At 57.5% G+C, this 24051-nt stretch carries 36 protein-coding genes and 1 pseudogene; 34 read left to right on the plus strand and 3 right to left on the minus strand.

The window, feature by feature from the left end; all coding sequences use genetic code 11:
- The 31 genes and pseudogenes from BM300_RS21815 to bfr form a co-directional block, all read left to right on the plus strand.
- Window positions 1-95 (plus strand): annotated as a pseudogene (locus tag BM300_RS21815) (elongation factor Tu); the annotation flags it as partial.
- Window positions 96-250: 155 nt separating this feature from the next.
- Complete coding sequence (rpsJ, locus tag BM300_RS21820) at window positions 251-562, plus strand: 30S ribosomal protein S10 (RefSeq protein WP_003186070.1); 312 nt, start codon at window positions 251-253, stop codon at window positions 560-562.
- 80 nt (window positions 563-642) lie between these two features.
- Window positions 643-1278 carry a 50S ribosomal protein L3 gene (gene rplC, locus BM300_RS21825; RefSeq protein ID WP_003186059.1) on the plus strand — a complete coding sequence of 212 codons (636 nt, stop codon included), beginning with the start codon at window positions 643-645 and terminating at the stop codon, window positions 1276-1278.
- A gap of 12 nt (window positions 1279-1290) precedes the next feature.
- Window positions 1291-1893, plus strand: coding sequence for a 50S ribosomal protein L4 (gene rplD, locus BM300_RS21830; protein WP_003186057.1), 603 nt, complete (start codon window positions 1291-1293; stop codon window positions 1891-1893).
- Window positions 1890-2189, plus strand: coding sequence for a 50S ribosomal protein L23 (gene rplW / locus BM300_RS21835; protein ID WP_002555488.1), 300 nt, complete (start codon window positions 1890-1892; stop codon window positions 2187-2189). The genes rplD and rplW overlap by 4 nt, the downstream gene beginning before the upstream one ends.
- 14 nt (window positions 2190-2203) lie before the next feature.
- A complete protein-coding gene (gene rplB, locus BM300_RS21840) occupies window positions 2204-3028 on the plus strand; it encodes a 50S ribosomal protein L2 (RefSeq protein ID WP_003186055.1) in 825 nt (274 codons plus the stop codon).
- Window positions 3029-3044: 16 nt separating this feature from the next.
- Window positions 3045-3320, plus strand: coding sequence for a 30S ribosomal protein S19 (gene rpsS / locus BM300_RS21845; RefSeq protein ID WP_002555486.1), 276 nt, complete (start codon window positions 3045-3047; stop codon window positions 3318-3320).
- An 11-nt stretch (window positions 3321-3331) separates the two neighbouring features.
- Entirely contained in the window at window positions 3332-3664 is a 333-nt protein-coding gene (gene rplV / locus BM300_RS21850; protein WP_003103908.1) for a 50S ribosomal protein L22, read from the plus strand.
- Window positions 3665-3677: 13 nt separating this feature from the next.
- Window positions 3678-4364: a 30S ribosomal protein S3 gene (gene rpsC, locus BM300_RS21855; protein WP_003176422.1), complete on the plus strand. Its 687-nt coding sequence runs from the start codon at window positions 3678-3680 to the stop codon at window positions 4362-4364.
- Between the two features lie 12 nt (window positions 4365-4376).
- Window positions 4377-4790 (plus strand): 50S ribosomal protein L16, encoded by a 414-nt coding sequence (gene rplP / locus BM300_RS21860; protein WP_003186052.1) that lies wholly within the window; start codon window positions 4377-4379, stop codon window positions 4788-4790.
- A complete protein-coding gene (gene rpmC, locus BM300_RS21865; protein ID WP_002555481.1) occupies window positions 4790-4981 on the plus strand; it encodes a 50S ribosomal protein L29 in 192 nt (63 codons plus the stop codon). The genes rplP and rpmC overlap by 1 nt, the downstream gene beginning before the upstream one ends.
- 2 nt (window positions 4982-4983) lie before the next feature.
- Window positions 4984-5250: a 30S ribosomal protein S17 gene (rpsQ, locus tag BM300_RS21870; protein WP_003194644.1), complete on the plus strand. Its 267-nt coding sequence runs from the start codon at window positions 4984-4986 to the stop codon at window positions 5248-5250.
- A 23-nt stretch (window positions 5251-5273) separates the two neighbouring features.
- Entirely contained in the window at window positions 5274-5642 is a 369-nt protein-coding gene (gene rplN / locus BM300_RS21875; RefSeq protein ID WP_002555479.1) for a 50S ribosomal protein L14, read from the plus strand.
- Between the two features lie 11 nt (window positions 5643-5653).
- Window positions 5654-5968, plus strand: coding sequence for a 50S ribosomal protein L24 (gene rplX, locus BM300_RS21880; protein ID WP_003186046.1), 315 nt, complete (start codon window positions 5654-5656; stop codon window positions 5966-5968).
- 20 nt (window positions 5969-5988) lie between these two features.
- Complete coding sequence (gene rplE, locus BM300_RS21885; protein WP_003186044.1) at window positions 5989-6528, plus strand: 50S ribosomal protein L5; 540 nt, start codon at window positions 5989-5991, stop codon at window positions 6526-6528.
- Window positions 6529-6541: 13 nt separating this feature from the next.
- Complete coding sequence (gene rpsN / locus BM300_RS21890; protein ID WP_003186042.1) at window positions 6542-6847, plus strand: 30S ribosomal protein S14; 306 nt, start codon at window positions 6542-6544, stop codon at window positions 6845-6847.
- Window positions 6848-7057: 210 nt separating this feature from the next.
- A complete protein-coding gene (gene rpsH, locus BM300_RS21895) occupies window positions 7058-7450 on the plus strand; it encodes a 30S ribosomal protein S8 (protein ID WP_017848802.1) in 393 nt (130 codons plus the stop codon).
- A 12-nt stretch (window positions 7451-7462) separates the two neighbouring features.
- The gene (gene rplF / locus BM300_RS21900) at window positions 7463-7996 is read left to right on the plus strand and encodes a 50S ribosomal protein L6 (protein WP_003186039.1); all 534 of its coding nucleotides are present in this window, start codon (window positions 7463-7465) and stop codon (window positions 7994-7996) included.
- A gap of 10 nt (window positions 7997-8006) precedes the next feature.
- Complete coding sequence (gene rplR, locus BM300_RS21905; protein ID WP_003186037.1) at window positions 8007-8357, plus strand: 50S ribosomal protein L18; 351 nt, start codon at window positions 8007-8009, stop codon at window positions 8355-8357.
- A 3-nt stretch (window positions 8358-8360) separates the two neighbouring features.
- A complete protein-coding gene (gene rpsE / locus BM300_RS21910) occupies window positions 8361-8861 on the plus strand; it encodes a 30S ribosomal protein S5 (RefSeq protein WP_003186035.1) in 501 nt (166 codons plus the stop codon).
- Window positions 8862-8863: 2 nt separating this feature from the next.
- On the plus strand, window positions 8864-9040 hold the full coding sequence (rpmD, locus tag BM300_RS21915) for a 50S ribosomal protein L30 (RefSeq protein ID WP_003186033.1): 177 nt from the start codon (window positions 8864-8866) through the stop codon (window positions 9038-9040).
- Between the two features lie 3 nt (window positions 9041-9043).
- Complete coding sequence (gene rplO, locus BM300_RS21920) at window positions 9044-9481, plus strand: 50S ribosomal protein L15 (RefSeq protein ID WP_063324140.1); 438 nt, start codon at window positions 9044-9046, stop codon at window positions 9479-9481.
- On the plus strand, window positions 9482-10810 hold the full coding sequence (gene secY, locus BM300_RS21925) for a preprotein translocase subunit SecY (protein WP_003186029.1): 1329 nt from the start codon (window positions 9482-9484) through the stop codon (window positions 10808-10810).
- A 30-nt stretch (window positions 10811-10840) separates the two neighbouring features.
- Window positions 10841-10957: a 50S ribosomal protein L36 gene (rpmJ, locus tag BM300_RS21930; protein WP_002555468.1), complete on the plus strand. Its 117-nt coding sequence runs from the start codon at window positions 10841-10843 to the stop codon at window positions 10955-10957.
- A gap of 130 nt (window positions 10958-11087) precedes the next feature.
- A complete protein-coding gene (rpsM, locus tag BM300_RS21935) occupies window positions 11088-11444 on the plus strand; it encodes a 30S ribosomal protein S13 (protein WP_003186020.1) in 357 nt (118 codons plus the stop codon).
- Between the two features lie 30 nt (window positions 11445-11474).
- Window positions 11475-11864, plus strand: a complete 390-nt coding sequence (rpsK, locus tag BM300_RS21940) for a 30S ribosomal protein S11 (RefSeq protein WP_002555466.1) — start codon at window positions 11475-11477, stop codon at window positions 11862-11864.
- An 18-nt stretch (window positions 11865-11882) separates the two neighbouring features.
- Window positions 11883-12503, plus strand: coding sequence for a 30S ribosomal protein S4 (gene rpsD, locus BM300_RS21945; RefSeq protein WP_003176404.1), 621 nt, complete (start codon window positions 11883-11885; stop codon window positions 12501-12503).
- Window positions 12504-12525: 22 nt separating this feature from the next.
- Window positions 12526-13527, plus strand: a complete 1002-nt coding sequence (rpoA, locus tag BM300_RS21950) for a DNA-directed RNA polymerase subunit alpha (protein ID WP_003186012.1) — start codon at window positions 12526-12528, stop codon at window positions 13525-13527.
- A gap of 42 nt (window positions 13528-13569) precedes the next feature.
- Complete coding sequence (gene rplQ / locus BM300_RS21955; RefSeq protein ID WP_003186009.1) at window positions 13570-13956, plus strand: 50S ribosomal protein L17; 387 nt, start codon at window positions 13570-13572, stop codon at window positions 13954-13956.
- A 223-nt stretch (window positions 13957-14179) separates the two neighbouring features.
- Window positions 14180-15628, plus strand: coding sequence for a catalase (locus tag BM300_RS21960; RefSeq protein ID WP_092463987.1), 1449 nt, complete (start codon window positions 14180-14182; stop codon window positions 15626-15628).
- A 158-nt stretch (window positions 15629-15786) separates the two neighbouring features.
- Window positions 15787-16251: a bacterioferritin gene (gene bfr / locus BM300_RS21965; protein WP_014340470.1), complete on the plus strand. Its 465-nt coding sequence runs from the start codon at window positions 15787-15789 to the stop codon at window positions 16249-16251.
- 114 nt (window positions 16252-16365) lie between these two features.
- Here the strand turns inward: bfr and uvrA are convergent, their stop codons facing one another.
- The gene (gene uvrA, locus BM300_RS21970; RefSeq protein ID WP_063324142.1) at window positions 16366-19200 is read right to left on the minus strand and encodes an excinuclease ABC subunit UvrA; all 2835 of its coding nucleotides are present in this window, start codon (window positions 19198-19200) and stop codon (window positions 16366-16368) included.
- Window positions 19201-19379: 179 nt separating this feature from the next.
- Between uvrA and BM300_RS21975 the strand changes: the two genes are divergently transcribed.
- Window positions 19380-20777 carry an MFS transporter gene (locus BM300_RS21975; RefSeq protein ID WP_092149695.1) on the plus strand — a complete coding sequence of 466 codons (1398 nt, stop codon included), beginning with the start codon at window positions 19380-19382 and terminating at the stop codon, window positions 20775-20777.
- Window positions 20778-20786: 9 nt separating this feature from the next.
- Window positions 20787-21305 carry a single-stranded DNA-binding protein gene (locus BM300_RS21980; protein WP_092444796.1) on the plus strand — a complete coding sequence of 173 codons (519 nt, stop codon included), beginning with the start codon at window positions 20787-20789 and terminating at the stop codon, window positions 21303-21305.
- Window positions 21306-21433: 128 nt separating this feature from the next.
- Here the strand turns inward: BM300_RS21980 and BM300_RS21985 are convergent, their stop codons facing one another.
- Together BM300_RS21985 and BM300_RS21990 are read right to left on the minus strand one after the other, a co-directional pair.
- A complete protein-coding gene (locus BM300_RS21985; RefSeq protein ID WP_170862088.1) occupies window positions 21434-22051 on the minus strand; it encodes a hypothetical protein in 618 nt (205 codons plus the stop codon).
- A gap of 251 nt (window positions 22052-22302) precedes the next feature.
- Window positions 22303-22857 (minus strand): cysteine hydrolase family protein, encoded by a 555-nt coding sequence (locus BM300_RS21990; RefSeq protein WP_092149698.1) that lies wholly within the window; start codon window positions 22855-22857, stop codon window positions 22303-22305.
- A gap of 98 nt (window positions 22858-22955) precedes the next feature.
- Between BM300_RS21990 and BM300_RS21995 the strand changes: the two genes are divergently transcribed.
- Window positions 22956-23951, plus strand: coding sequence for a GlxA family transcriptional regulator (locus tag BM300_RS21995; protein WP_092349628.1), 996 nt, complete (start codon window positions 22956-22958; stop codon window positions 23949-23951).
- Window positions 23952-24051: the final 100 nt, after the last annotated feature.

A 24051-nucleotide genomic window follows, 5' to 3' on the forward strand; every position in this document is an offset into this window, starting at 1 on the left:
TCAAGACCATCGCGATGGAAGACGGTCTGCGTTTCGCTATCCGTGAAGGCGGTCGTACCGTCGGCGCTGGCGTCGTAGCCAAAGTCATCGAGTAAGTCTCTTTCAGAGTCAGCTTGATGAGTTGAAAAGCCCCCGCTTAGCGGGGGCTTTTTTATTGGGTTGACACCTATCAGGGGCGTCTATAGAATTGCGCCTCCTTTTAACGGGCGTATTGCGCCCGGTGGGAATAGCAGCCGGAGTCTGAAATCCAATGCAAAATCAGCAAATCCGTATCAGGTTGAAGGCTTTTGACCATCGCCTGATCGACCAATCCACCCAGGAAATCGTGGAAACCGCGAAACGTACTGGTGCTCAAGTGCGTGGTCCAATTCCACTGCCTACCCGTAAAGAGCGGTTCACCGTTCTGGTCTCCCCGCACGTCAACAAAGACGCGCGTGACCAGTACGAGATCCGTACTCATAAGCGCGTTCTGGACATCGTCCAGCCAACGGATAAAACCGTTGATGCTCTTATGAAGCTCGATCTTGCGGCCGGTGTGGAAGTGCAGATCAGCCTCGGCTAAGACTCGGTCTTAGTCGTGTAACGCTCTGAAATGGGCGGCCATAGCGGGTGAAAGCCCCGTACACTCATGAGGTTTACAACATGACTATTGGTGTAGTCGGTCGTAAATGCGGTATGACCCGTATTTTCACCGAAGAAGGTGTCTCCATTCCGGTCACGGTCATTGAGATCGAGCCGAATCGCGTCACCCAGTTCAAAACTGAAGAGACCGATGGCTATCGTGCAGTGCAAGTCACTGTCGGCGAGCGTCGTGCTTCGCGTGTAACAGCAGCTCAGGCTGGCCACTTCGCCAAGGCGAACGTTGCCGCTGGTCGTACCGTAATGGAATTCCGCCTTGAAGAAGGCGAGTACCAGGCCGGCGATCTGATCAACGCTGAAATCTTCGCCGCTGGTCAACTGGTTGATGTAACCGGTCAGTCCAAAGGTAAAGGCTTCCAGGGTACGATCAAGCGTTGGAACTTCCGCGGGCAAGATAACACCCACGGTAACTCCGTATCCCACCGCGTTCCAGGCTCTATCGGCCAGTGCCAGACTCCTGGTCGTGTATTCAAGGGCAAAAAAATGTCCGGTCATATGGGCGCTGAGCGCGTGACCGTGCAGTCCCTCGAAGTAGTGCGCGTGGACGCTGAACGCAATCTGTTGTTGGTCAAGGGCGCTGTTCCTGGCGCTACTGGCGGCAACTTGGTTGTACGTCCAGCAGCCAAGGCTCGCGGTTAAGGGGAAGCTGACATGCAATTAAATGTAAATGACGCTCAAGCGATCGAAGTTTCCGAACTGACATTTGGCGGCGAATTCAACGAGACGCTGGTTCACCAAGCAGTCGTGGCCTACATGGCTGGCGGCCGTCAAGGTAGCAAGCAGCAAAAGACCCGTTCCGACGTTTCCGGTGGCGGCAAGCGCCCATGGCGTCAGAAAGGTACTGGCCGTGCTCGTGCCGGTACTATCCGTAGCCCAATCTGGCGTGGCGGCGGTACCACTTTCGCAGCTCGTCCTCAGGATCACTCCCAGAAGCTGAACAAGAAGATGTATCGCGCAGCAATGCGTTCCATCCTTGCTGAGCTGGTGCGTACTGATCGTCTGGTCGTGGTTCAGGACTTCGCTGTTGAAGCACCGAAAACCAAAGATCTGCTGAACAAGCTGAACGGCATGGGCCTGACTGACGTCCTGATCGTGTCTGACGCTGTTGATCAGAACCTGTACCTGGCTGCTCGCAACCTGCCACACGTCGACGTTCGTGACGTGCAGGGTTCCGATCCGGTCAGTCTGATCGCATACGACAAGGTGTTGATCACCGTGTCGGCCGTGAAGAAATTCGAGGAGCTGCTGGGATGAACCAGGAACGCGTATTTAAAGTTCTGCTTGGCCCGCACGTTTCCGAGAAGGCTACGGTTCTGGCAGACAAGAAAGGCCAGTTCGTTTTCAAGGTTGCTACCGACGCAACCAAGCTGGAAATCAAGAAGGCCGTCGAAAGCCTGTTCAGCGTGAAAGTAGAGCGCGTGACTACCCTGAACGTTCTGGGTAAAAGCAAGCGCACTGCTCGCGGTCTGGGCAAGCGTAATGACTGGAAGAAGGCAGTTATCTCCCTTCAGCCAGGCCAAGATCTCGATTTCAGCAGCAGTGCTGAGTAAGGAAGGGGTGCATCATGGCAATCGTTAAATGCAAACCGACTTCCCCTGGCCGCCGTTTTGTGGTCAAGGTGGTCAACCAGGAGCTGCATAAAGGCGCTCCTCACGCACCGCTGCTCGAGAAAAAATCGAAGTCTGGTGGTCGTAACAACAATGGCCGTATTACCACTCGTCACATCGGTGGTGGCCATAAGCAGCATTATCGTCTGGTCGACTTCCGTCGCAACGACAAGGATGGCATCGCTGCCACCGTCGAGCGTATCGAATACGATCCAAACCGTACTGCTCACATCGCTCTGCTGCTGTACGCAGATGGCGAGCGTCGCTACATCATCGCCCCTAAAGGCGTGAGTGCTGGCGACCAGCTGATCGCAGGTGCCCTGGCACCGATCAAGCCGGGCAACGCTCTGCAACTGCGTAACATTCCAGTTGGTAGCACCGTACACGGCATCGAATTGAAGCCAGGTAAAGGCGCACAGATCGCTCGTTCCGCTGGTGCTTCGGCTCAGCTGATCGCTCGTGAAGGTGTCTACGTGACCCTGCGTCTGCGTTCTGGTGAGATGCGTAAAGTACTGGCTGAATGCCGTGCGACCCTGGGCGAAGTCTCGAACTCCGAGCACAGCCTGCGTTCGTTGGGTAAAGCTGGTGCCAAGCGCTGGCGTGGCGTTCGCCCAACCGTTCGTGGTGTTGCCATGAACCCGGTTGACCACCCACATGGTGGTGGTGAAGGTCGTACCTCTGGTGGTCGTCATCCGGTATCGCCATGGGGCTTCCCGACTAAGGGCGCGAAGACTCGTGGTAATAAGCGTACCGACAAAATGATCGTCCGTCGTCGCAAGTAAATAGAGGGATACGACAGTGCCACGTTCTCTGAAAAAAGGTCCTTTTATTGATCTTCACCTACTGAAGAAGATCGAAGTGGCGGCGGAAAAGAACGATCGCAAACCAGTTAAGACCTGGTCGCGTCGTTCGATGATCCTGCCACAAATGGTCGGTCTGACCATCGCAGTACACAACGGTCGCCAACACGTCCCAGTTCTCGTGAACGAAGACATGGTCGGCCACAAACTGGGCGAGTTCGCCGGTACCCGCACATACCGTGGGCACGTGGCTGACAAGAAAGCCAAGCGTTAAGGGGTAAGGAAATGGAAGTAGCCGCTAAGTTGTCGGGCGCTCGAATCTCCGCCCAGAAAGCCCGCTTGGTCGCCGACCAGATCCGCGGGAAGAAGGTGGGCGAAGCGCTCAACCTGTTGGCTTTCAGTAGTAAGAAAGCCGCCGAGATCATGAAGAAAGTGCTGGAGTCGGCCGTAGCCAACGCCGAGCATAACGAAGGCGCAGACGTTGATGACCTGAAGGTCAGCACCGTTTTCGTCAACGAAGGGCGTTCGCTGAAGCGCATCATGCCACGTGCCAAAGGCCGTGCTGATCGCATCGTCAAGCGGTCTTGCCATATCACTGTCAAGGTTGCTGACAAGTAACGGAGTCGAAGAGATGGGTCAGAAAGTACATCCCATTGGCATTCGCCTGGGAATCGTCAAGGAGCACACCTCCGTCTGGTACGCAGACGGTCGGACTTATGCGGACTACTTGTTCGCTGATCTGAAGGTGCGTGAGTATCTCCAAGACAAACTAAAAAGCGCGTCCGTAAGCCGTATCGATATCCATCGTCCGGCGCAGACTGCACGTATCACCATCCACACCGCTCGTCCAGGTATCGTTATCGGGAAGAAAGGTGAAGATGTTGAGAAACTGCGTCAGGACCTGACCAAGCAAATGGGTGTGCCTGTGCACATCAATATCGAAGAGATCCGCAAGCCGGAGCTCGACGGTATGCTGGTTGCGCAGAGCGTAGCTCAGCAGCTGGAGCGTCGCGTAATGTTCCGTCGCGCTATGAAGCGCGCTGTACAGAACGCAATGCGCATTGGTGCCAAAGGCATCAAAATCCAAGTGAGCGGTCGTCTCGGCGGTGCTGAAATCGCACGTACTGAATGGTATCGCGAAGGTCGTGTGCCACTGCACACCCTGCGTGCCGACATCGACTATGCCAACTACGAAGCTCACACCACCTACGGTGTGATCGGTGTAAAGGTTTGGATCTTCAAAGGCGAAGTAATTGGTGGTCGCCAAGAAGAACTGAAGCCACAAGCACCAGCGCCTCGTAAAAAAGCTGCTAAGTAAGGGGTACGCCAAATGTTGCAACCAAAGCGTACGAAGTTCCGCAAGCAGATGACCGGTCACAACCGTGGCCTGGCATTGCGCGGTAGCAAAGTCAGCTTCGGCGAGTTCGCGCTGAAGTCTGTTGCTCGTGGTCGTCTCACCGCTCGTCAGATCGAGTCAGCGCGTCGTGCTCTGACCCGTCACGTAAAACGTGGCGGCAAGATCTGGATCCGTGTATTCCCGGACAAGCCTGTCACCAAGAAGCCACTCGAAGTTCGGATGGGTAAAGGTAAGGGTAACGTGGAGTACTGGGTTGCCCAGATTCAGCCAGGCAAAGTCCTGTATGAAATCGAGGGTGTTTCTGAAGAGCTGGCGCGTGAGGCTTTCGCCCTGGCTGCTGCAAAGCTGCCGCTCGCCACCTCCTTTGTTAAACGGACGGTGATGTGATGAAAGCGAATGAACTTCGTGAAAAATCAGCACAGCAGCTGAACGAGCAACTGCTCGGCCTGCTGCGCGACCAGTTCAATCTGCGTATGCAGAAAGCAACTGGCCAGTTGGGGCAGTCTCATCTGCTCTCGCAAGTTAAGCGTGACATCGCTCGCGTGAAAACTGTGCTCAACCAGCAGGCAGGTAAGTAATCATGGCTGAAGCCGAAAAAACTGTCCGTACGCTGACTGGCCGTGTTGTCAGCGACAAGATGGACAAAACCATCACCGTTCTGATCGAGCGTCGCGTTAAGCACCCGATCTACGGTAAATACGTTAAGCGTTCGACTAAGCTGCACGCGCACGACGAAACCAATCAGTGCCACATCGGCGACAAAGTCACTATTCGTGAAACTCGTCCGATGGCCAAGACCAAGTCTTGGGCGCTGGTTGATGTTCTCGAACGCGCTGTGGAAGTCTAAGGGCTAGGGGTCGGAGAAATTATATGATTCAGACTCAATCCATGCTCGATGTGGCCGATAACAGCGGCGCTCGCCGTGTTATGTGCATCAAGGTGCTGGGTGGCTCCCATCGTCGTTACGCTGGTATCGGTGACATCATCAAAGTTACCGTCAAGGAAGCAATTCCTCGCGGTAAGGTGAAAAAAGGCCAGGTGATGACTGCTGTCGTAGTCCGCACTCGCCATGGTGTCCGTCGTGCTGACGGCTCCATCATCCGCTTTGATGGCAACGCTGCTGTTCTGTTGAACAACAAGCAAGAGCCGATCGGCACCCGTATCTTTGGGCCAGTGACCCGTGAACTTCGTACTGAGAAGTTCATGAAGATCGTCTCGCTCGCCCCAGAAGTGCTGTAAGGAGATCCGACATGCAAAAGATTCGTCGTGACGACGAGATCATCGTGATCGCCGGCAAAGACAAAGGTAAGCGCGGTAAGGTGCTGAAGGTTCTTGCTGACAACCGTCTGGTTGTTGGTGGTCTGAACCTGGTCAAGCGTCATACCAAGCCTAACCCGATGTCGGGCGTACAGGGCGGTATCGTCGAGAAAGAAGCGCCACTGCACGCTTCCAACGTCGCCATCTTCAACGGCGAAACCAACAAGGCTGACCGCGTTGGTTTCAAAGTAGAAGACGGTAAGAAAATTCGTGTCTTCAAGTCGACCCAAAAAGCGGTTGATGCTTGAACACTGCTAGGTAGAAGACCATGGCACGACTAAAAGAGATTTACCGGAAGGAAATCGCACCGAAACTTAAGGAAGAACTTAAGCTTTCGAACGTGATGGAAGTTCCGCGCGTTACCAAAATCACCCTGAACATGGGTCTGGGCGAAGCGATCGGCGACAAAAAAGTCATCGAGCACGCTGTTGCCGACCTGGAAAAGATCACCGGTCAGAAAGTCGTTGTGACTTACGCTCGGAAATCCATCGCTGGCTTTAAAGTCCGTGAAGGTTGGCCGATCGGTGTCAAAGTGACCCTGCGCCGTGAGCGTATGTACGAGTTCCTGGATCGTCTGCTGTCGATCTCCCTGCCTCGGGTTCGCGACTTCCGCGGCCTGAATGCCAAGTCCTTCGATGGTCGTGGCAACTACAGCATGGGCGTTAAAGAGCAGATCATTTTCCCGGAAATCGATTACGACAAGATCGACGCTCTCCGCGGTCTGGACATTACCCTGACCACCACTGCTCGGACGGATGACGAAGGTCGCGCACTGCTGCGCGCTTTCAAATTCCCGTTCCGCAACTGATTGGAGTAGGAAAATGGCCAAGAAGAGCATGAAGAACCGTGAGCTGAAGCGTCAGCTCACCGTTGCCAAGTACGCCACCAAGCGTGCAGCGCTGAAAGCTATCATCGTTGATCTGAACGCAAGTCCAGAAGCGCGTTGGGAAGCTACCGTAGCCCTGCAGAAGCAGCCACGTGACGCAAGCGCCTCGCGCATGCGTAACCGCTGCCGCCTGACTGGTCGTCCGCACGGCGTGTACCGCAAGTTCGGCCTTGGCCGTAACATGCTGCGTCAAGCTGCAATGCGTGGTGACGTTCCAGGTCTGGTTAAAGCCAGCTGGTAAGCACTGTCAAAGTCGCGGCGTTCGGGATCGCAAGATCCTGACCGTCGGTGACCTTGAACATGAATCAAGCCCCTATTGGGGCTTGATTCATTTGTGGGGTGTGTCTAGAATACCCGGCTCGCCTGAGCCCGTGTTTTTATTGCGCGGATGCGCTCGGCGACACGTACTAGCCGAAAGGCTAATTTTTTGTGTATTAGGAGCGTCTAGCCCATGAGTATGCAGGACCCGTTAGCGGACATGCTAACTCGTATCCGTAATGCCCAGATGGCTGAAAAGTCCGTCGTAAGCATGCCATCTTCTACGTTGAAGGTAGCTGTTGCCAAAGTCCTGAAGGACGAAGGTTACATTGCGGGTTATCAGATCAGCAGCGAAATCAAGCCACTGCTGTCCATCGAGCTGAAGTACTTCGAAGGCCGTCCGGTCATCGAGGAAGTGAAGCGCGTTAGCCGTCCAGGCCTGCGTCAGTACAAGTCCGTCGAGGATCTGCCGAAAGTTCGCGGCGGCCTGGGCGTGTCTATCGTCTCCACCAACAAAGGTGTGATGACGGATCGTGCTGCGCGCGCTGCCGGTGTCGGCGGCGAAGTTCTTTGCACTGTGTTCTAAGGGGGGATAAGCATGTCACGCGTCGCTAAGAACCCCGTTAAGCTGCCAGCCGGTGTCGAAGTCAAATTCGCAGGCCAACAGCTTTCGGTGAAGGGTGCCAAGGGCACTCTGCAACTGAACATCCATTCGTCCGTTGAGATCGTTGAAGAAGCTGGTGAGCTGCGTTTCGCTGCTCGCAATGGCGATCAACAGACTCGCGCAATGGCTGGTACCACTCGTGCGTTGGTAAACAACATGGTCCAAGGCGTAAGCCAAGGCTTCGAGCGCAAGCTCCAGCTGGTCGGTGTTGGTTACAAAGCGCAAGCAAAAGGCACAGTGCTGAACCTGGCTCTTGGCTTCTCGCACCCAGTGGATTATGAACTGCCGGAAGGCATCACCGCTGAGACTCCTAGCCAGACCGATATCCTGATCAAGGGCATCGACAAGCAGCTGGTAGGTCAAGTGGCCGCCGAGATCCGCGACTTCCGTCCACCAGAGCCGTACAAAGGCAAAGGTGTGCGCTACGCGGACGAAGTCGTCCGTCGTAAAGAAGCCAAGAAGAAGTAGGGCATAGCAAATGACCGACAAAAAAGTTACTCGACTGCGTCGCGCTCGCAAAGCACGCCTGAAAATGCACGAACTCGAAGTCGTGCGTCTCTGCGTGTTCCGCTCGTCGCAGCACATCTACGCCCAGGTCATTTCGGCCGACGGCAACAAAGTCCTGGCAAGTGCCTCGACTTTGGATAAAGAACTGCGTGATGGCGCCACTGGCAACATCGACGCGGCCACTAAGGTTGGCCAGCTGGTCGCTACGCGTGCAAAAGCCGCTGGCGTCTCGCAGGTGGCTTTCGACCGCTCTGGCTTCAAGTACCACGGCCGCGTCAAGGCGCTGGCTGATGCTGCTCGTGAAGCTGGGCTGGAGTTCTAAGTTATGTCAAATAACGACCAAAAGCGCGACGAAGGCTACATCGAGAAGCTGGTTCAAGTTAACCGCGTAGCCAAAACCGTTAAAGGCGGCCGTATCTTCACTTTCACTGCGTTGACCGTAGTGGGTGATGGTAAAGGCCGTGTTGGCTTCGGCCGTGGCAAGTCGCGTGAAGTGCCTGCTGCGATCCAGAAGGCAATGGAAGCTGCTCGCCGCAACATGATCCAGGTTGATCTGAACGGCACCACTCTGCAGTACGCAATGAAGTCTGCCCATGGCGCTTCGAAGGTGTACATGCAGCCTGCTTCTGAAGGTACCGGTATCATCGCTGGCGGCGCTATGCGTGCTGTCCTCGAAGTTGCTGGCGTTCAGAACGTTCTGGCCAAGTGCTACGGCTCGACTAACCCAGTAAACGTGGTTCACGCCACTTTCAAGGGTTTGAAAGCAATGCAGTCTCCTGAATCCATTGCCGCCAAGCGTGGCAAAAGCGTCAAGGAGATCTTCTGATCATGGCTACCGTAAAAGTTACGCTGATCAAAAGCATGACCGGCCGCATCCCTAACCACAAACTGTGCGTTAAGGGTCTGGGTCTGCGTCGCATCGGTCACACTGTAGAAGTCCTGGATACTCCCGAGAATCGCGGGATGATCAACAAGGCTTACTACATGCTGCGTGTCGAGGGTTAATCGATGAAACTCAATGATCTGAGTCCAGCGCCGGGTTCCCGTCGCGAAAAGCATCGTCCGGGCCGTGGTATCGGTAGTGGTTTGGGCAAGACCGGTGGCCGTGGCCACAAAGGTCAGACTTCCCGCTCCGGTGGCACCATTGCTCCAGGCTTTGAAGGCGGTCAACAGCCGCTGCATCGTCGCCTGCCGAAGTTCGGTTTCGTTTCCCTGAAAGCCATGGACCGCGCAGAAGTGCGTCTGTCCGAGCTGGCCAAAGTGGAAGGCGACATCGTCACCGTGCAGTCCCTGAAGGATGCCAACGTGATCAACCAGAACGTTCAGCGTGTGAAAATCATGCTGTCGGGCGAAGTTGCTCGTGCTGTCACCATCGGAAAGGGAATCGGCGCCACCAAAGGTGCGCGTGCGGCTATCGAAGCAGCTGGCGGCAAGTTCGAGGAATAAATGGCTAAGCAAGGTGCTCTCTCTGCGCTCGGCAAAGGCGGTATGTCTGAACTCTGGGCTCGTCTGCGTTTTCTGTTCCTGGCGATTATCGTCTACCGAATAGGCGCACACATCCCGGTTCCAGGTATCAACCCGGACCGACTCGCGGACCTGTTTCGACAGAATGAGGGGACCATTCTTAGCTTGTTCAACATGTTTTCCGGCGGCGCGCTGGAGCGGATGAGCATCTTTGCACTGGGGATCATGCCGTACATTTCGGCATCGATCATCATGCAATTGATGAGCGCCGTCAGCCCGCAGCTGGAGCAGTTGAAGAAGGAAGGTGAAGCTGGCCGTCGCAAGATCAGCCAGTACACCCGCTACGGCACTGTCGTCCTCGCTCTCGTTCAAGCCATTGGCATGTCCATCGGCTTGGCGGGGCAGGGCGTTTCGTTCACTGCTGACTTCAGCTTTCATTTCGTTGCGGTAACCACTTTTGTGGCAGGCGCGATGTTCATGATGTGGCTGGGTGAGCAGATTACTGAGCGTGGTGTTGGCAACGGTATCTCGATGTTGATCTTCGCAGGTATCGTCGCCGGTCTTCCGAGAGCGATCGGGCAGTCTTTCGAGTCTGCGCGTCAGGGTGATATCAACATTTTCGCCCTGGTTGCCATCGGTCTGCTGGCAGTAGCGATTATCGGTTTCGTGGTGTTCATTGAGCGTGGTCAGCGTCGTATTGCTGTTCACTACGCCAAGCGTCAGCAGGGCCGCAAGGTATTTGCTGCGCAGACCAGCCACTTGCCGTTGAAGGTGAACATGGCCGGCGTAATTCCGGCTATTTTCGCGAGCAGCATCCTGCTGTTCCCGGCTTCGTTGGGTGCCTGGTTCGGCCAGTCTGAAGGTATGGGCTGGTTGCAGGACATCTCGCAGTCGATCGCTCCTGGTCAGCCGTTGAATATTCTGCTGTTTAGTGCAGGGATTATTTTCTTCTGCTTCTTCTATACGGCGTTGATGTTCAATCCGAAAGACGTAGCGGAAAACCTGAAGAAGTCCGGTGCCTTTATTCCGGGCATCCGTCCAGGTGAGCAGTCTGCGCGCTACATTGATGGCGTTCTGACTCGCTTGACCATGTTCGGTGCTCTTTACATGACGGCCGTCTGTCTGTTGCCCCAGTTCCTGGTGGTTGCGGCAAACGTACCGTTCTACCTTGGCGGGACCTCGTTGCTGATCGTGGTCGTGGTTGTGATGGACTTCATGTCCCAAGTACAATCGCACCTCGTTTCGCACCAGTACGAATCCCTGATGAAGAAAGCCAACCTGAAGGGCTACGGCAGCGGCATGTTGCGCTGAGTAGCGTCCATAAGGTTCGAGGAGTTGGTGATGAAAGTTCGTGCATCGGTGAAAAAGCTGTGCCGTAACTGCAAGATTATTCGCCGCGAAGGTGTTGTTCGGGTAATTTGCAGCGCGGAACCGCGTCACAAACAGCGCCAAGGCTGAGTGTGATTGTGCTTTAAGCCCGGCAGCTAGTGCGCTGCCGGGTTGATTATTTGTTATTACAGCGATATTATCTCGCGCCCTATTTCTTGGCTTCCGGGGCGTAGGTAGCTGTCAATTGGAGTCCCACTGAATGGCCCGTATTGCAGGCGTCAACATTCCAGATAACAAGCATACTGTTATCTCGCTGACCTACATCTATGGTGTTGGTCGCACTACTGCACAGAAAATTTGTGCAGTGACTGGGGTCAACCCAGCGGCAAAGATCAAAGATCTGAGCGACGAGCAGATTGAACAGCTGCGTGGCGAAGTGGCGAAGTTCACCACTGAAGGTGACCTGCGTCGCGAAATCAACATGAAAATCAAGCGCTTGATGGACCTCGGTTGCTATCGCGGTCTGCGTCATCGTCGTGGTCTGCCAGTACGCGGTCAGCGTACCAAGACCAACGCGCGTACCCGTAAAGGTCCGCGTAAGCCGATCCGCAAGTAATCGCCCCAGCGAATCGACAGGAATTTAATCATGGCAAAACCTGCTGCTCGTCCTCGTAAAAAAGTTAAAAAGACAGTGGTTGATGGCATCGCCCACATCCATGCTTCTTTTAACAACACCATCGTGACCATTACCGACCGTCAAGGTAACGCTCTTTCCTGGGCTACCTCCGGTGGTTCGGGTTTCCGCGGTTCCCGCAAGTCCACCCCGTTCGCTGCTCAAGTAGCTGCTGAGCGTGCTGGTCAAGCTGCGCTGGAATACGGCCTGAAAAACCTCGACGTCAACGTCAAGGGTCCAGGTCCAGGTCGTGAATCCGCAGTCCGCGCTTTGAACGGCTGTGGCTACAAGATCGCCAGCATCACCGACGTGACGCCAATCCCGCACAACGGGTGCCGTCCGCCGAAGAAGCGCCGCGTGTAATCCAGGAGATTGTAAAGAATGGCTCGTTACATTGGTCCAAAATGCAAACTCGCTCGTCGCGAAGGCACCGATCTTTTTCTGAAGAGCGGCGTGCGCGCGATCGAATCGAAGTGCAACATTGAAGCAGCACCTGGTATCCACGGCCAACGCCGCGGTCGCCAGTCCGACTACGGCACCCAACTGCGTGAAAAGCAGAAGGTCCGTCGTATCTACGGCGTTCTCGAGCGTCAATTCAGCGGCTACTACAAAGAAGCTGCTGGCAAGAAAGGCGCAACCGGCGAAAACCTGTTGCAGCTGCTCGAATGCCGCCTGGACAACGTTGTATACCGTATGGGTTTCGGTTCTACTCGTGCCGAATCTCGTCAGCTGGTATCGCACAAGTCGATCAGCGTTAACGGTCAGACCGTAAACGTTCCGTCCTACCAGGTTCGTGCTGGTGACGTGGTTGCTGTTCGCGAGAAAGCAAAGAACCAACTTCGCATTGTCCAAGCTCTCGATCTGTGTGCCCAACGTGGCCGCGTAGAATGGGTAGAAGTAGACACTGAGAAGAAGTCGGGCGTTTTCAAGAACGTTCCTGCTCGCAGTGATCTGTCCGCCGACATCAACGAAAGCCTGATTGTCGAGCTCTACTCCAAGTAAGGGCTAGAAAATAGGTGCATCCATGCAGATTTCGGTAAATGAGTTCCTGACACCCCGCCATATTGATGTGCAGGTTGTCAGTCCAACCCGCGCCAAGATCACACTCGAGCCTCTCGAGCGTGGTTTCGGCCACACCCTGGGCAACGCGCTGCGCCGCATCCTGTTGTCCTCAATGCCCGGCTGTGCAGTAGTCGAGGCCGAGATTGACGGTGTGCTCCATGAGTACAGCGCCATCGAAGGTGTACAGGAAGACGTAATTGAAATCCTGTTGAACCTGAAAGGTCTGGCTATCAAGCTGCACGGTCGTGACGAAGTTACGCTGACCTTGTCGAAGAAGGGTTCGGGGGTGGTTACCGCTGCCGATATTCAGCTGGATCATGATGTCGAGATCGTTAACCCCGATCACGTAATCGCTAACCTGGCGTCTAACGGCGCCCTGAACATGAAGCTCACCGTAGCTCGTGGTCGTGGTTATGAACCGGCAGACTCGCGTCAGAGCGATGAAGACGAAAGCCGCAGCATCGGTCGCTTGCAGCTTGACTCTTCGTTCAGCCCAGTTCGCCGTATCGCATACGTGGTGGAAAACGCCCGTGTCGAACAGCGTACCAACCTGGACAAGCTGGTTATTGATCTGGAAACCAACGGTACCCTGGATCCTGAAGAGGCTATCCGCCGTGCTGCAACCATCCTGCAACAGCAGTTGGCTGCGTTCGTCGACCTCAAGGGTGACAGTGAGCCAGTGGTTGTCGAGCAGGAAGACGAGATCGATCCGATCCTGCTTCGCCCGGTTGACGATCTGGAACTGACTGTACGTTCGGCTAACTGCCTTAAGGCGGAAAACATCTACTACATCGGCGACCTGATTCAGCGTACCGAAGTAGAGCTGTTGAAGACTCCGAACCTTGGCAAGAAATCCTTGACTGAAATCAAGGACGTTCTGGCCTCCCGCGGTCTGTCCCTCGGCATGCGCCTCGACAACTGGCCGCCTGCAAGTCTTAAGAAGGACGACAAGGCGACTGCCTGATCGTCGTAATCACCGAACGTTGTGTTTGGTAAGGAATGAACCATGCGTCATCGTAAAAGTGGTCGTCACCTGAGCCGCACCAGCTCGCACCGCAAGGCCATGTTCCAAAACATGGCGGTGTCGCTGTTCGAGCACGAGCTGATCAAAACTACACTGCCGAAAGCCAAAGAACTGCGTCGCGTTGCTGAGCCGCTGATCACTCTGGCCAAGACAGATAGCCTGGCTAACCGCCGTCTGGCTTTCGACCGTACTCGTTCGAAAGCTATCGTTGGTAAGCTCTTCAACGACCTGGGCAAGCGTTACGCTACCCGTGAGGGTGGCTACCTGCGCATCCTCAAGTGCGGTTTCCGCGCTGGCGACAACGCGCCTATGGCGTACGTCGAGTTGGTTGATCGTGCTACCAGCGGCGAAGCTGTATCCGCTGAGTAAGTCGGCAACATACAAAAAACCGGGCCTCGTGCCCGGTTTTTTGTGCCTGCTAGAAAAGCAGAAACACCGTCTCGTCAGGTTTCGCTATCGGCAAGTCTTCAGATTTAGATAATAACTATCGATGTCCATGATTTAATGAATTTGGATACTGTCATTAACATGATCAATACTCCTTTCCAGCCGATTAGCCGGCAGTTCGAAGACCGACCTAGGAAGATTGAGCATGAGCCAGACCAAAACGCTTACGACCGCCAGCGGCGCTCCTGTCGCCGATAACCAGAACTCTCGCTCCGCCGGCCCGCGCGGCCCGCTGCTGCTCGACGATTTCCACCTGATCGAGAAACTCGCCCACTTCAACCGCGAAAATATTCCTGAACGCCGTGTGCACGCCAAAGGCTCGGGCGCCTACGGTACATTTACCGTGACCCGGGATATCACGCAGTACACCAGCGCCAAGTTGTTCGACACAGTCGGCAAGCAAACCCCAACTTTCCTGCGGTTCTCCACCGTGGGCGGTGAGCGTGGTTCTGCCGACACCGAACGCGATCCGCGCGGTTTCGCCCTGAAGTTCTACACCGAGGAAGGCAACTGGGACATCGTCGGCAACAACACCCCGGTATTCTTCATCCGTGATCCGTTGAAATTTCCAGACTTCATCCACACCCAGAAACGTCTGCCGCAAAGCAATCTGAAAAGCGCCCAGGCGATGTGGGATTTCTGGTCGCATTCGCCTGAGGCGTTGCACCAGGTCACCATTCTGTTTTCCGATCGCGGTATTCCGGATGGCTACCGCCACATGCACGGCTTCGGCAGCCACACCTACAGCCTGATCAACGCACAGGGTGAGCGCCACTGGGTGAAGTGGCACTACAAGACCCAGCAAGGGATCAAGAACCTCGCGCCGGCAGAGGCAGCACGCCTGGCCGGGACGGACCCGGATTACGCCCAGCGTGACTTGTTCAGCGCCATCGAGCGCGGTGACTTCCCGAAATGGAGCGTTTGCATCCAGATCATGACCGAAGCCCAGGCCGCAGCCCATTACGAGAATCCGTTCGACGTCACCAAGACCTGGTCGCAGAAAGAGTTTCCGCTGATCGAAGTCGGTGTGCTCGAGCTCAACCGCAACCCGCTGAATTACTTTGCCGAAGTCGAGCAAGCGGCGTTTGGCCCTAGCAACATGGTGCCTGGGGTTGGCCTCTCGCCGGACCGTATGCTGCAGGGCCGTGTTTTCGCCTACGCGGATGCGCATCGCTACCGTGTGGGCACCAATCACCAGCAATTGCCGGTGAATGCGCCGCGCAGTCCGGTCAATACCTATCAGCGCGACGGTGCCATGGCGTTTGGCAGCAATGGCGGGGCGGCACCGAACTACGAGCCTAACAGCTACGTGGAAGCGCCGAAGCAAGCCCCGCGTTACGCAGAACCTGCACTGGCTCTCAGTGGCGCGGCGGACCGTTACGATCATCGCGAAGACACCGACTACTACAGCCACGCCGGTGCGCTGTTCCGCTTGATGAGCGATGAGCAGAAGGCGCTGTTGATCAGCAATATCGCCGGTGCAATGGCAGGCGTGTCGGCAGATGTGGTTGACCGTCAGCTGCAGCATTTCTTCAAGGCCGATGTTGCCTATGGAGAGGGCATCGCAAAAGCCTTGGGTGTAGCGCTTAACTAAGTCTAAACGAGAAGCAGAACCGCCCTCATTTGGGTGGTTTTTGCGTTATTTAACCTGGTTTTCTCGGATTTTCTTCGCTTTTGTAGCGTTGAGACAGTGACCTTGCGCTCAGCTTGGTTCAAACTACAACCTTTAAGAGCTTGTGGAGATGTAGGGCGATGCAAGGTCACCCAGACGTAATCGATTACCTCAACACGTTGCTGACAGGCGAACTGGCAGCCCGTGATCAATATTTCATCCATTCGCGGATGTACGAGGATTGGGGTTTTACCGAGCTCTACGAACGTATCAACCACGAGATGGAAGAAGAGACCCAGCACGCCGATGCGCTAATGCGCCGGATCCTGATGCTCGAAGGCACGCCACGCATGCGTGCCGATGACCTCGACGTCGGTACCACGGTGCCCGACATGCTCGCCGCCGACCTGCGCCTGGAATACAAAGTCCGCGCCGCACTGTGCAAAGGCATCGAGCTCTGCGAGCAGCACAACGACTACGTGACCCGCGAGATCCTGCGGATCCAGCTCAACGACACCGAAGAAGACCATACCTACTGGCTGGAGAAGCAGTTGGGACTGATCAAGCTGATCGGGTTGGAAAACTACCTGCAATCGCAATTCTGATTGCTGGGAAAGGGAAGGCAGAGCGTCCCAAGCTGCATGCCCACGCAGAGCGTGGGAACGATCAAGCCCCTGTCACCGATGAGATGACAGGGGCTTTTTCGTGCTCGGGTGAAATCAGTCCCGATCACGTTCCAGCAACGGCTTGAGGTAGTAGCCGGTGTAGGACTGCTTCATCTCGGCCACTTGTTCCGGCGTCCCTACGGCGATGATCTGGCCACCCTTGGAGCCGCCTTCCGGCCCCAGGTCCACCAGCCAGTCAGCGGTCTTGATCACGTCCAGGTTGTGTTCGATCACCACTACAGTATTGCCGTGGTCGCGAAGGCGGTGCAGCACGTCGAGCAATTGCTGGATATCGGCGAAGTGCAGGCCTGTGGTCGGCTCGTCGAGGATATACAGGGTCTTGCCGGTGTCGCGCTTGGACAGCTCGCGGGACAGCTTGACCCGCTGGGCTTCACCGCCGGACAAGGTCGTTGCCGATTGCCCCAGCTTGATGTACGACAGGCCCACATCCATCAGCGTCTGGAGCTTGCGCGCCAGGGCTGGCACCGCGTCGAAGAACACCCGGGCTTCCTCGATGGTCATCTCGAGGGTTTCGTGGATGTTCTTGCCCTTGTATTTGATCTCCAGGGTCTCGCGGTTGTAGCGCTTGCTCTTGCACACATCGCACGGCACGTAGATGTCTGGCAGGAAGTGCATTTCCACTTTGATCAGGCCATCGCCCTGGCAGGCTTCGCAGCGCCCGCCCTTGACGTTGAACGAGAAACGCCCCGGGCCGTAGCCGCGCGAGCGGGACTCTGGCACGCCGGCGAACAGTTCGCGGATCGGTGTGAACAACCCGGTATAGGTCGCCGGGTTGGAACGCGGGGTACGGCCAATCGGGCTCTGGTCGATGTCGACCACCTTGTCCAGGTGCTCCAGGCCCTTGATGCTGTCGTGGGCGGCCGCTTCCAGGGTCGTGGCGCCGTTCAGGGCCGTGGCGCTGAGGGGGAACAGGGTGTTGTTGATCAGCGTCGACTTGCCGGAGCCGGACACGCCGGTCACGCAGGTCAGCAAGCCGATCGGGATTTCCAGGTCGACGTTGCGCAAGTTGTTGCCACGGGCGCCCTTGAGGGTCAGCGACAGCTTCTTGTTGCGCGGCGTACGTTTGGCCGGAACCTTGATCTTCACCCGGCCCGACAGGTATTTGCCGGTCAGGGAGTCAGGGTGCGCCATGACTTCGGCGGCGGTGCCCTGGGCAACGATATGCCCGCCATGGACCCCTGCGCCCGGGCCGATGTCCACCACGTAGTCCGCCAGGCGGATGGCGTCCTCGTCGTGCTCGACCACAATCACCGTGTTGCCGATGTCCCGCAGGTGCTTCAGGGTGCCGAGCAACCGGTCGTTGTCCCGCTGGTGCAGGCCGATGGACGGCTCGTCGAGGATATACATCACCCCCACCAGGCCGGCGCCGATCTGGCTGGCGAGACGGATACGCTGGGCTTCGCCGCCGGACAGGGTGTCGGCGCTGCGGTCGAGGGTCAGGTAGTCCAGGCCGACGTTCACCAGGAACTGCAGGCGCTCGCGGATTTCCTTGAGGATCTTGTCGGCGATTTCGCCCCGACGGCCGGTGAGCTTCAAGCCGCCGAAATAATCGGTAGCGTCGCCAATCGGCAGGCTGGTCACCGCCGGCAGCGTCTTCTCGCCGACCCATACGTGTCGCGCTTCGCGACGCAAACGGGTGCCACGGCAGTCCGGGCAGGGCTGGGTGCTGAGGAACTTGGCCAGTTCTTCGCGCACGCTGGCCGATTCGGTCTCGCGGTAGCGTCGCTCCAGGTTCGGCACGATGCCTTCGAACGGGTGGGAGCGCTTGACGATGTCGCCGCGGTCGTTGAGGTATTTGAAGTCGACATTCTGCGAGCCGCTGCCCTGCAGGATGAATTTCTGCTGGTCGGCGGGCAGCTCGTTGAACGGTTTATCCAGGCTGAACTTGTAATGGGCCGCCAGCGAACCGAGCATCTGGAAATAATAGACGTTGCGCCTGTCCCAGCCGCGAATCGCGCCTTCGGCCAGGGTCAGCTCGCCATTGACCAGGCGCTTGGTGTCGAAGAACTGCTTGACCCCCAGGCCGTCGCAGGTCGGGCAGGCGCCAGCCGGGTTGTTGAAGGAGAACAGCTTGGGTTCCAGCTCGCTGATGGCATGGCCGCAGATCGGGCAGGCGAAACGCGCGGAGAAAATGATCTCCTCGCCGGGCTCGTCGTCCATCGGTGCGACCAGGGCGATGCCGTCGGCCAGTTTCAGTGCCGTCTCGAAGGACTCGGCCAACCGCTGCTGCAAGTCGGCACGGACCTTGAAGCGGTCGACCACCACATCGATCGAATGCTTCTTCTGTTTATCCAGTTTCGGCAGTTCGTCCAGCTCGCACAGCTTGCCGTTGACCCGGGCCCGCACGAAGCCCTGGGCGCGCAGTTCTTCGAACACCATCAGGTGTTCGCCCTTGCGTTCGCGAACCACCGGGGCCAGCAGCATCAGCTTGCTGCCTTCGGGCTGGGCCAGCACCAGGTCGACCATCTGGCTGACGGTCTGGGCTTCCAGGGGAATGTCGTGATCGGGACAACGGGGAATACCGACCCGCGCATACAGCAAGCGCAGGTAGTCGTAGATCTCGGTGATGGTGCCGACCGTCGACCGGGGGTTATGGGAAGTCGACTTCTGTTCGATGGAAATGGCCGGCGACAGGCCTTCGATGGTGTCGACGTCGGGTTTTTCCATCATCGACAGGAACTGCCGGGCGTAGGCCGACAGCGATTCGACATAGCGTCGCTGGCCTTCAGCGTACAACGTGTCGAAGGCCAGGGATGATTTGCCGGATCCGGACAGGCCGGTGATGACGATCAGCTTGTCCCGTGGCAGGGTCAGGTCGATGTTCTTCAGGTTGTGGGTACGGGCCCCACGAATCAGGATCTTGTCCAAAGTGGCCTCGCTCGGCGGGCGTCGAAAACGTAGGAGTATACGGGCAAATACTGGATGGATGCACACTATTGAAGGTGCGATTGCAGCCATACATGAAGACTGCGCGGCAAACGGTCGCCATATACCCTCTCAATCGATGGGACTGGTAGAATCGCCGCCGGTTCACATGAGGTTTTTCCATGCAAGATCCCCACAGCGAACGCATGAGTCGTGGCGAGACGCGCGCAGCAAGCGGTCTGGCCCTGGTGTTCGCCTTCCGTATGCTGGGCATGTTCATGGTGTTGCCGGTGCTGGCGACCTATGGCATGGACCTGGCTGGCGCGACCCCGGCCCTCATCGGGTTGGCGATTGGCGCCTATGGCCTGACCCAGGCGATCTTCCAGATCCCGTTCGGGGTCATTTCCGACCGTATCGGCCGGCGCCCGGTCATCTACCTGGGGCTGATCGTCTTCGCCCTGGGCAGTGTGCTGGCGGCCAATGCCGACTCGATCTGGGGCGTGATCGCCGGACGCATCCTGCAGGGCGCCGGGGCTATTTCCGCGGCCGTCATGGCGCTGCTGTCAGACTTGACTCGCGAACAACATCGAACCAAGGCCATGGCCATGATCGGCATGACCATTGGTCTGTCGTTTGCCGTGGCCATGGTGGTAGGCCCCTTGCTGACCCGCGCCTTTGGCTTGTCCGGCCTGTTCCTGGCGACCGGGGCCATGGCACTGGTGGGGATCCTGATCGTGGCGTTCATGGTGCCGCACGCCACTGGCCCGTTGCAGCACCGGGAATCCGGGGTGGCGCGCCAGGCGCTGATCCCGACGCTCAAGCACCCGGACCTGTTGCGCCTGGACCTGGGCATTTTCGTGCTCCACGCCATGCTGATGTCCAGCTTCGTGGCCTTGCCGCTGGCCCTGGTCGAGAAGGCCGGCCTGCCCAAGGAGCAGCACTGGTGGGTCTACCTGACGGCGCTGCTGATTTCGTTCTTCGCCATGATCCCGTTCATCATCTATGGCGAAAAACGACGCAAAATGAAACGAGTTTTGCTCGGCGCCGTCATGACGCTGATGCTCACTGAGCTATTCTTCTGGCAGTTCGGCGATAGCTTGCGGGCCCTGGTGATCGGCACGGTGGTGTTCTTCACCGCGTTCAATCTGCTGGAAGCCTCGCTGCCGTCGTTGATCAGCAAGGTCTCGCCGGCGGGCGGCAAGGGCACGGCGATGGGGGTTTATTCCACCAGCCAGTTCCTGGGTTCGGCGTTGGGCGGGATCCTCGGCGGCTGGCTGTTCCAGCATGGCGGTTTGTCGGTTGTGTTCCTGGGTTGTGCCGCGCTGGCTGCACTTTGGTTGGCCTTTGCTGTTACCATGCGCGAACCTCCCTATGTGACGAGCCTGCGCTTGCCCTTATCGCCCGAGGCGATTCGTGAGGCTGGCCTGACCGAGCGTCTGAAGGCCGTCGTTGGAGTAACCGATGCAGTGGTGGTCGCCGACGAAGCGGCCGTGTATATCAAACTCGACACCGAATTATTGGATCGTGCGACGCTCGAGCGCCTGGTGAACAACCCGGCCCCGACTACGTGCGAAGCCTAGGAGAACGTTATGGCCCGTGGGGTTAACAAAGTCATATTGGTCGGTACTTGCGGCCAGGATCCCGAAGTTCGCTACCTGCCGAACGGCAACGCCGTGACCAACCTGAGTCTGGCGACCAGCGAACAGTGGACCGACAAGCAGACCGGCCAGAAGGTCGAGAAGACCGAATGGCACCGCGTGTCGATGTTCGGCAAAGTGGCTGAGATCGCCGGCGAATACCTGCGCAAGGGTTCGCAGGTGTACATCGAAGGCAAGCTGCAGACCCGCGAGTGGGAAAAAGACGGCATCAAGCGTTACACCACCGAAATCGTGGTCGACATGCAAGGCACCATGCAATTGCTGGGTGGCCGTCCACAGGGCGACCAGCAACAAGGTGGCAACAACTATCAGCAGTCGGCCCCTCGTCAGCAGGCACCTCGTCCACAGCAGTCGGCTCCGCAGCCACAACGTGAACGCCCGGCCCCCCAACAGGCCGCGCCGCAACCGGCTCCGGATTTCGACAGCTTTGATGACGATATTCCGTTCTGATGACGGGTTGAGACTACTCAGCCAATAGTTTGAAAAAAAGCCCCAAGCGCACTCTGCCCTTGGGGCTTTTTATTTATTGGCGCAGGCCAGGTTCATGACTTGAGGACCCCGGGCAATCCCGGTCATGCTCACAAATCCAGATCCAATACTTCCTGCATCCTCTCGCCAATCGACTGCCTCAACCATTCGGCATGGAACGCCATGTCCCGCACCGTTACCTCCGAAAACCGAAGTTCGATCGGTTTGCCATTGGCCCCGGCGAAGCACACCACAAAGTGACAAAAGTGGGCGGAAGCGGTCGTTATGTAGGGCCTGATGGAGTGGATGTCGCTGTACGGCACGCATTCTTCGGTGGTTTGCCGGGCAGGGCGGCATTGGGTGAAGGTGAGGCGTTGCTGGCGTTCGTCAAAGCAGAAACCGAGCACCTCAGGTCCGGATGCCAGCCAGTTGAGCACGCAGACGGCCGCGAATGCGCTGATGAACGCGAGCGCTATAAACAGGGGGGCCTCGATCACTCTTGTATGAATGGGCGACAGGTTTTGTCCGACATGAAACAGCTTCGTCGATAGCACTGTCAGCCCATAGACCGGCAAGGCCAGCAGCATTACCACGGCATACACCATCGTGCCCAGGTATCCCGGCCTGGATACGTTGCTTGAGCAATCCCACGAGGGCGGGTGCAGTGGCGCTGATGTAGCGGTCGGGAACGGAGATTCGACCAGGCGCGGTGGGCGTTTGCGTTTCATACGGCTGGCTCTTGGGAAAAATGCCCGGCCATTCTTATCGTTATTCCTCAAGTACGCCTAGTAAAAACAGTAGGGGCGCAGCGGCGAGAAGCTGAAGGGATGGCGCGCGAAGCGCAGCAGATGGGGTTCGTGGCGACGACGCCGCGGTTGTTGCTCGTGCTGGAGACTTGATCGCCTCCAGACACGCCGTTGATGCCTGAGGCAAAACCGCACTTGGATGATGAAGTGCGGTTTTTAGTAATGTCGTGGGTTTATTGATGGTCGGCCAGGAATTGCTCGGTGCTCACCACACTCGCATAGGCAAACCCCAGCGCGGCCATGAACGCCGCGTGCACTTGGGCGGCCGGCACGACGACGCCGTTGAATTCCAGGTCGAGGGTGGCGCAGGCATCGTGGATCACCGTGACGCCGTAGCCCAGGTCTGCCGCCGCCCGCACGACGCCGTCGACGCACATGTGGCTCATGCTGCCGACCACCACCAGTTGTTCGATGCCATGGTGCTCGAGGAGGGATTGTAGTTCGGTCTCACGAAACGAATTGACGAAATGTTTGAGCACCACCGGTTCGTCGGCGCGGTTGAGCACTTTAGGATGCAGTTGTGCGCCTTCCGAGCCTGGGGTGAAGAACGGGGCGTCGTCGGAGGTGAACTCGTGGCGGATGTGCACCACGCGATCACCGGCCTGACGGAAGGCTTCGATCAACCGTACGGCATTGTCGGCGGCGGCTTCGGCGCCGACCAACGGCCATTTGCCCTGGGGGAAGTAGTCGTTCTGGATATCGACTACGATGAGCGCTTGCTTCGACATGGGGGCTTCCTCGATCAGATTGGGTGTGAAGCCAGTATTGGCTTTTACCGTCGCTTCGAGGATTGGCCGCAACGACAATAAGCGAGGGAAAACTGACAATGATGCAGCAAAGGGCGGTCGCCGAGCTTGGGGTGCTCATCTACCCTGGCGCGCAACTGGCGGCGGTGCATGGCTTGACCGATCTGTTCGCCGTGGCTCAGCGGATCGCGGCCGAGCATGCCAGCGTGCAGTTGCCAACGCTGCGGGTAAGTCACTGGCGGGCGGAGGAGGGCGAGGCGCCGTTGCGGGTGTTCGACAGCGAAACAGGCCCGGCGGGCAAGCTGGTGGCGTTGTTGATTCCACCGTCCCTTGCCGGTTTCAGTGAAGGTTTGGTCTCTCAGGCGCTGATGGATTGGCTGCGGGCGCAGCATGCCGACGGCACAGTGCTCGGCGGGGTTTGCGTGGGCTCGATCCTGCTGGCCGAAAGCGGCCTGCTCGACGGGCGCAGCGCCACCACCCACTGGACTTCGGCCAAGACCTTTGCCGCGCGTTACCCGAAAATCAAGCTCAATGCCGACAAACCCATCGTCGACGACGGCGACCTGATCACCACCGCCGGGCTGATGGCCTGGTCGGAGCTGGGGCTACGCCTGGTGGACCGCCTGCTCGGGCCCAGCATCGCCACGCGCACGGCGCAATTCCTGGTGATCGAGCACAGCGACAGCGCGAGCCAGTGCGGCAGTAATTTTGCACCCATCCTCGGCCATGGCGACCCGGCGATTCTCAAGGTCCAGCATTGGTTGCAAAGCAGCGGCGCGGTGGAGGTTTCCCTCGGTGCGATGGCCGAACGCGCCGGGCTGGAAGAACGTACCTTCCTGCGCAGGTTTCGCGCCGCCACCGGGCTCAAGCCCACCGAATACTGCCAGCATCTGCGCGTCGGCAAAGCCCGGGAAATGCTGGAGTTCACCAATGGCACCATCGACCACATTGCCTGGACCGTCGGTTACCAGGACCCGAGCGCCTTTCGCGCGACGTTCAGGAAAATCACCGGGTTGGCGCCGAGTGATTATCGGGCGCGGTTTGGGGTAAATCCACCGGGCACTCCCAAAGGCTGACACTGGACCTTTGTGGCGAGGGAGCTTGCTCCCGCTGGGCTGCGCAGCAGCCCCACCATCCCAACTGACTACATCCGGTGTAGGTTCTTTGCTGCTGGAT

The organism is Pseudomonas sp. NFACC46-3 (assembly GCF_900114515.1).
Lineage (GTDB): Bacteria > Pseudomonadota > Gammaproteobacteria > Pseudomonadales > Pseudomonadaceae > Aquipseudomonas > Aquipseudomonas fluorescens_Q.

Bases quoted from the DNA above. Each gene is read 5' to 3' on its own strand.
- rpsC (WP_003176422.1), top strand. From the start codon at position 3,678: ATGGGTCAGAAAGTACATCCCATTGGCATTCGCCTGGGAATCGTCAAG.
- BM300_RS21960 (WP_092463987.1), top strand. From the start codon at position 14,180: ATGAGCCAGACCAAAACGCTTACGACCGCCAGCGGCGCTCCTGTCGCC.
- rpsE (WP_003186035.1), top strand. From the start codon at position 8,361: ATGTCAAATAACGACCAAAAGCGCGACGAAGGCTACATCGAGAAGCTG.
- rplX (WP_003186046.1), top strand. From the start codon at position 5,654: ATGCAAAAGATTCGTCGTGACGACGAGATCATCGTGATCGCCGGCAAA.
- rpsJ (WP_003186070.1), top strand. From the start codon at position 251: ATGCAAAATCAGCAAATCCGTATCAGGTTGAAGGCTTTTGACCATCGC.
- rplO (WP_063324140.1), top strand. From the start codon at position 9,044: ATGAAACTCAATGATCTGAGTCCAGCGCCGGGTTCCCGTCGCGAAAAG.
- rpmJ (WP_002555468.1), top strand. From the start codon at position 10,841: ATGAAAGTTCGTGCATCGGTGAAAAAGCTGTGCCGTAACTGCAAGATT.
- rpsD (WP_003176404.1), top strand. From the start codon at position 11,883: ATGGCTCGTTACATTGGTCCAAAATGCAAACTCGCTCGTCGCGAAGGC.
- rplP (WP_003186052.1), top strand. From the start codon at position 4,377: ATGTTGCAACCAAAGCGTACGAAGTTCCGCAAGCAGATGACCGGTCAC.
- BM300_RS21990 (WP_092149698.1), bottom strand. From the start codon at position 22,857: ATGTCGAAGCAAGCGCTCATCGTAGTCGATATCCAGAACGACTACTTC.
- rplQ (WP_003186009.1), top strand. From the start codon at position 13,570: ATGCGTCATCGTAAAAGTGGTCGTCACCTGAGCCGCACCAGCTCGCAC.
- BM300_RS21975 (WP_092149695.1), top strand. From the start codon at position 19,380: ATGCAAGATCCCCACAGCGAACGCATGAGTCGTGGCGAGACGCGCGCA.
- BM300_RS21985 (WP_170862088.1), bottom strand. From the start codon at position 22,051: ATGAAACGCAAACGCCCACCGCGCCTGGTCGAATCTCCGTTCCCGACC.
- BM300_RS21980 (WP_092444796.1), top strand. From the start codon at position 20,787: ATGGCCCGTGGGGTTAACAAAGTCATATTGGTCGGTACTTGCGGCCAG.
- bfr (WP_014340470.1), top strand. From the start codon at position 15,787: ATGCAAGGTCACCCAGACGTAATCGATTACCTCAACACGTTGCTGACA.
- rplW (WP_002555488.1), top strand. From the start codon at position 1,890: ATGAACCAGGAACGCGTATTTAAAGTTCTGCTTGGCCCGCACGTTTCC.
- rpmD (WP_003186033.1), top strand. From the start codon at position 8,864: ATGGCTACCGTAAAAGTTACGCTGATCAAAAGCATGACCGGCCGCATC.
- rplD (WP_003186057.1), top strand. From the start codon at position 1,291: ATGCAATTAAATGTAAATGACGCTCAAGCGATCGAAGTTTCCGAACTG.
- rplB (WP_003186055.1), top strand. From the start codon at position 2,204: ATGGCAATCGTTAAATGCAAACCGACTTCCCCTGGCCGCCGTTTTGTG.
- secY (WP_003186029.1), top strand. From the start codon at position 9,482: ATGGCTAAGCAAGGTGCTCTCTCTGCGCTCGGCAAAGGCGGTATGTCT.
- rplC (WP_003186059.1), top strand. From the start codon at position 643: ATGACTATTGGTGTAGTCGGTCGTAAATGCGGTATGACCCGTATTTTC.
- rpoA (WP_003186012.1), top strand. From the start codon at position 12,526: ATGCAGATTTCGGTAAATGAGTTCCTGACACCCCGCCATATTGATGTG.
- rpsM (WP_003186020.1), top strand. From the start codon at position 11,088: ATGGCCCGTATTGCAGGCGTCAACATTCCAGATAACAAGCATACTGTT.
- rplR (WP_003186037.1), top strand. From the start codon at position 8,007: ATGACCGACAAAAAAGTTACTCGACTGCGTCGCGCTCGCAAAGCACGC.
- rplF (WP_003186039.1), top strand. From the start codon at position 7,463: ATGTCACGCGTCGCTAAGAACCCCGTTAAGCTGCCAGCCGGTGTCGAA.
- rpsQ (WP_003194644.1), top strand. From the start codon at position 4,984: ATGGCTGAAGCCGAAAAAACTGTCCGTACGCTGACTGGCCGTGTTGTC.
- BM300_RS21995 (WP_092349628.1), top strand. From the start codon at position 22,956: ATGATGCAGCAAAGGGCGGTCGCCGAGCTTGGGGTGCTCATCTACCCT.
- rplE (WP_003186044.1), top strand. From the start codon at position 5,989: ATGGCACGACTAAAAGAGATTTACCGGAAGGAAATCGCACCGAAACTT.
- rpsH (WP_017848802.1), top strand. From the start codon at position 7,058: ATGAGTATGCAGGACCCGTTAGCGGACATGCTAACTCGTATCCGTAAT.
- rpsK (WP_002555466.1), top strand. From the start codon at position 11,475: ATGGCAAAACCTGCTGCTCGTCCTCGTAAAAAAGTTAAAAAGACAGTG.
- rplN (WP_002555479.1), top strand. From the start codon at position 5,274: ATGATTCAGACTCAATCCATGCTCGATGTGGCCGATAACAGCGGCGCT.
- rpmC (WP_002555481.1), top strand. From the start codon at position 4,790: ATGAAAGCGAATGAACTTCGTGAAAAATCAGCACAGCAGCTGAACGAG.
- rplV (WP_003103908.1), top strand. From the start codon at position 3,332: ATGGAAGTAGCCGCTAAGTTGTCGGGCGCTCGAATCTCCGCCCAGAAA.
- rpsN (WP_003186042.1), top strand. From the start codon at position 6,542: ATGGCCAAGAAGAGCATGAAGAACCGTGAGCTGAAGCGTCAGCTCACC.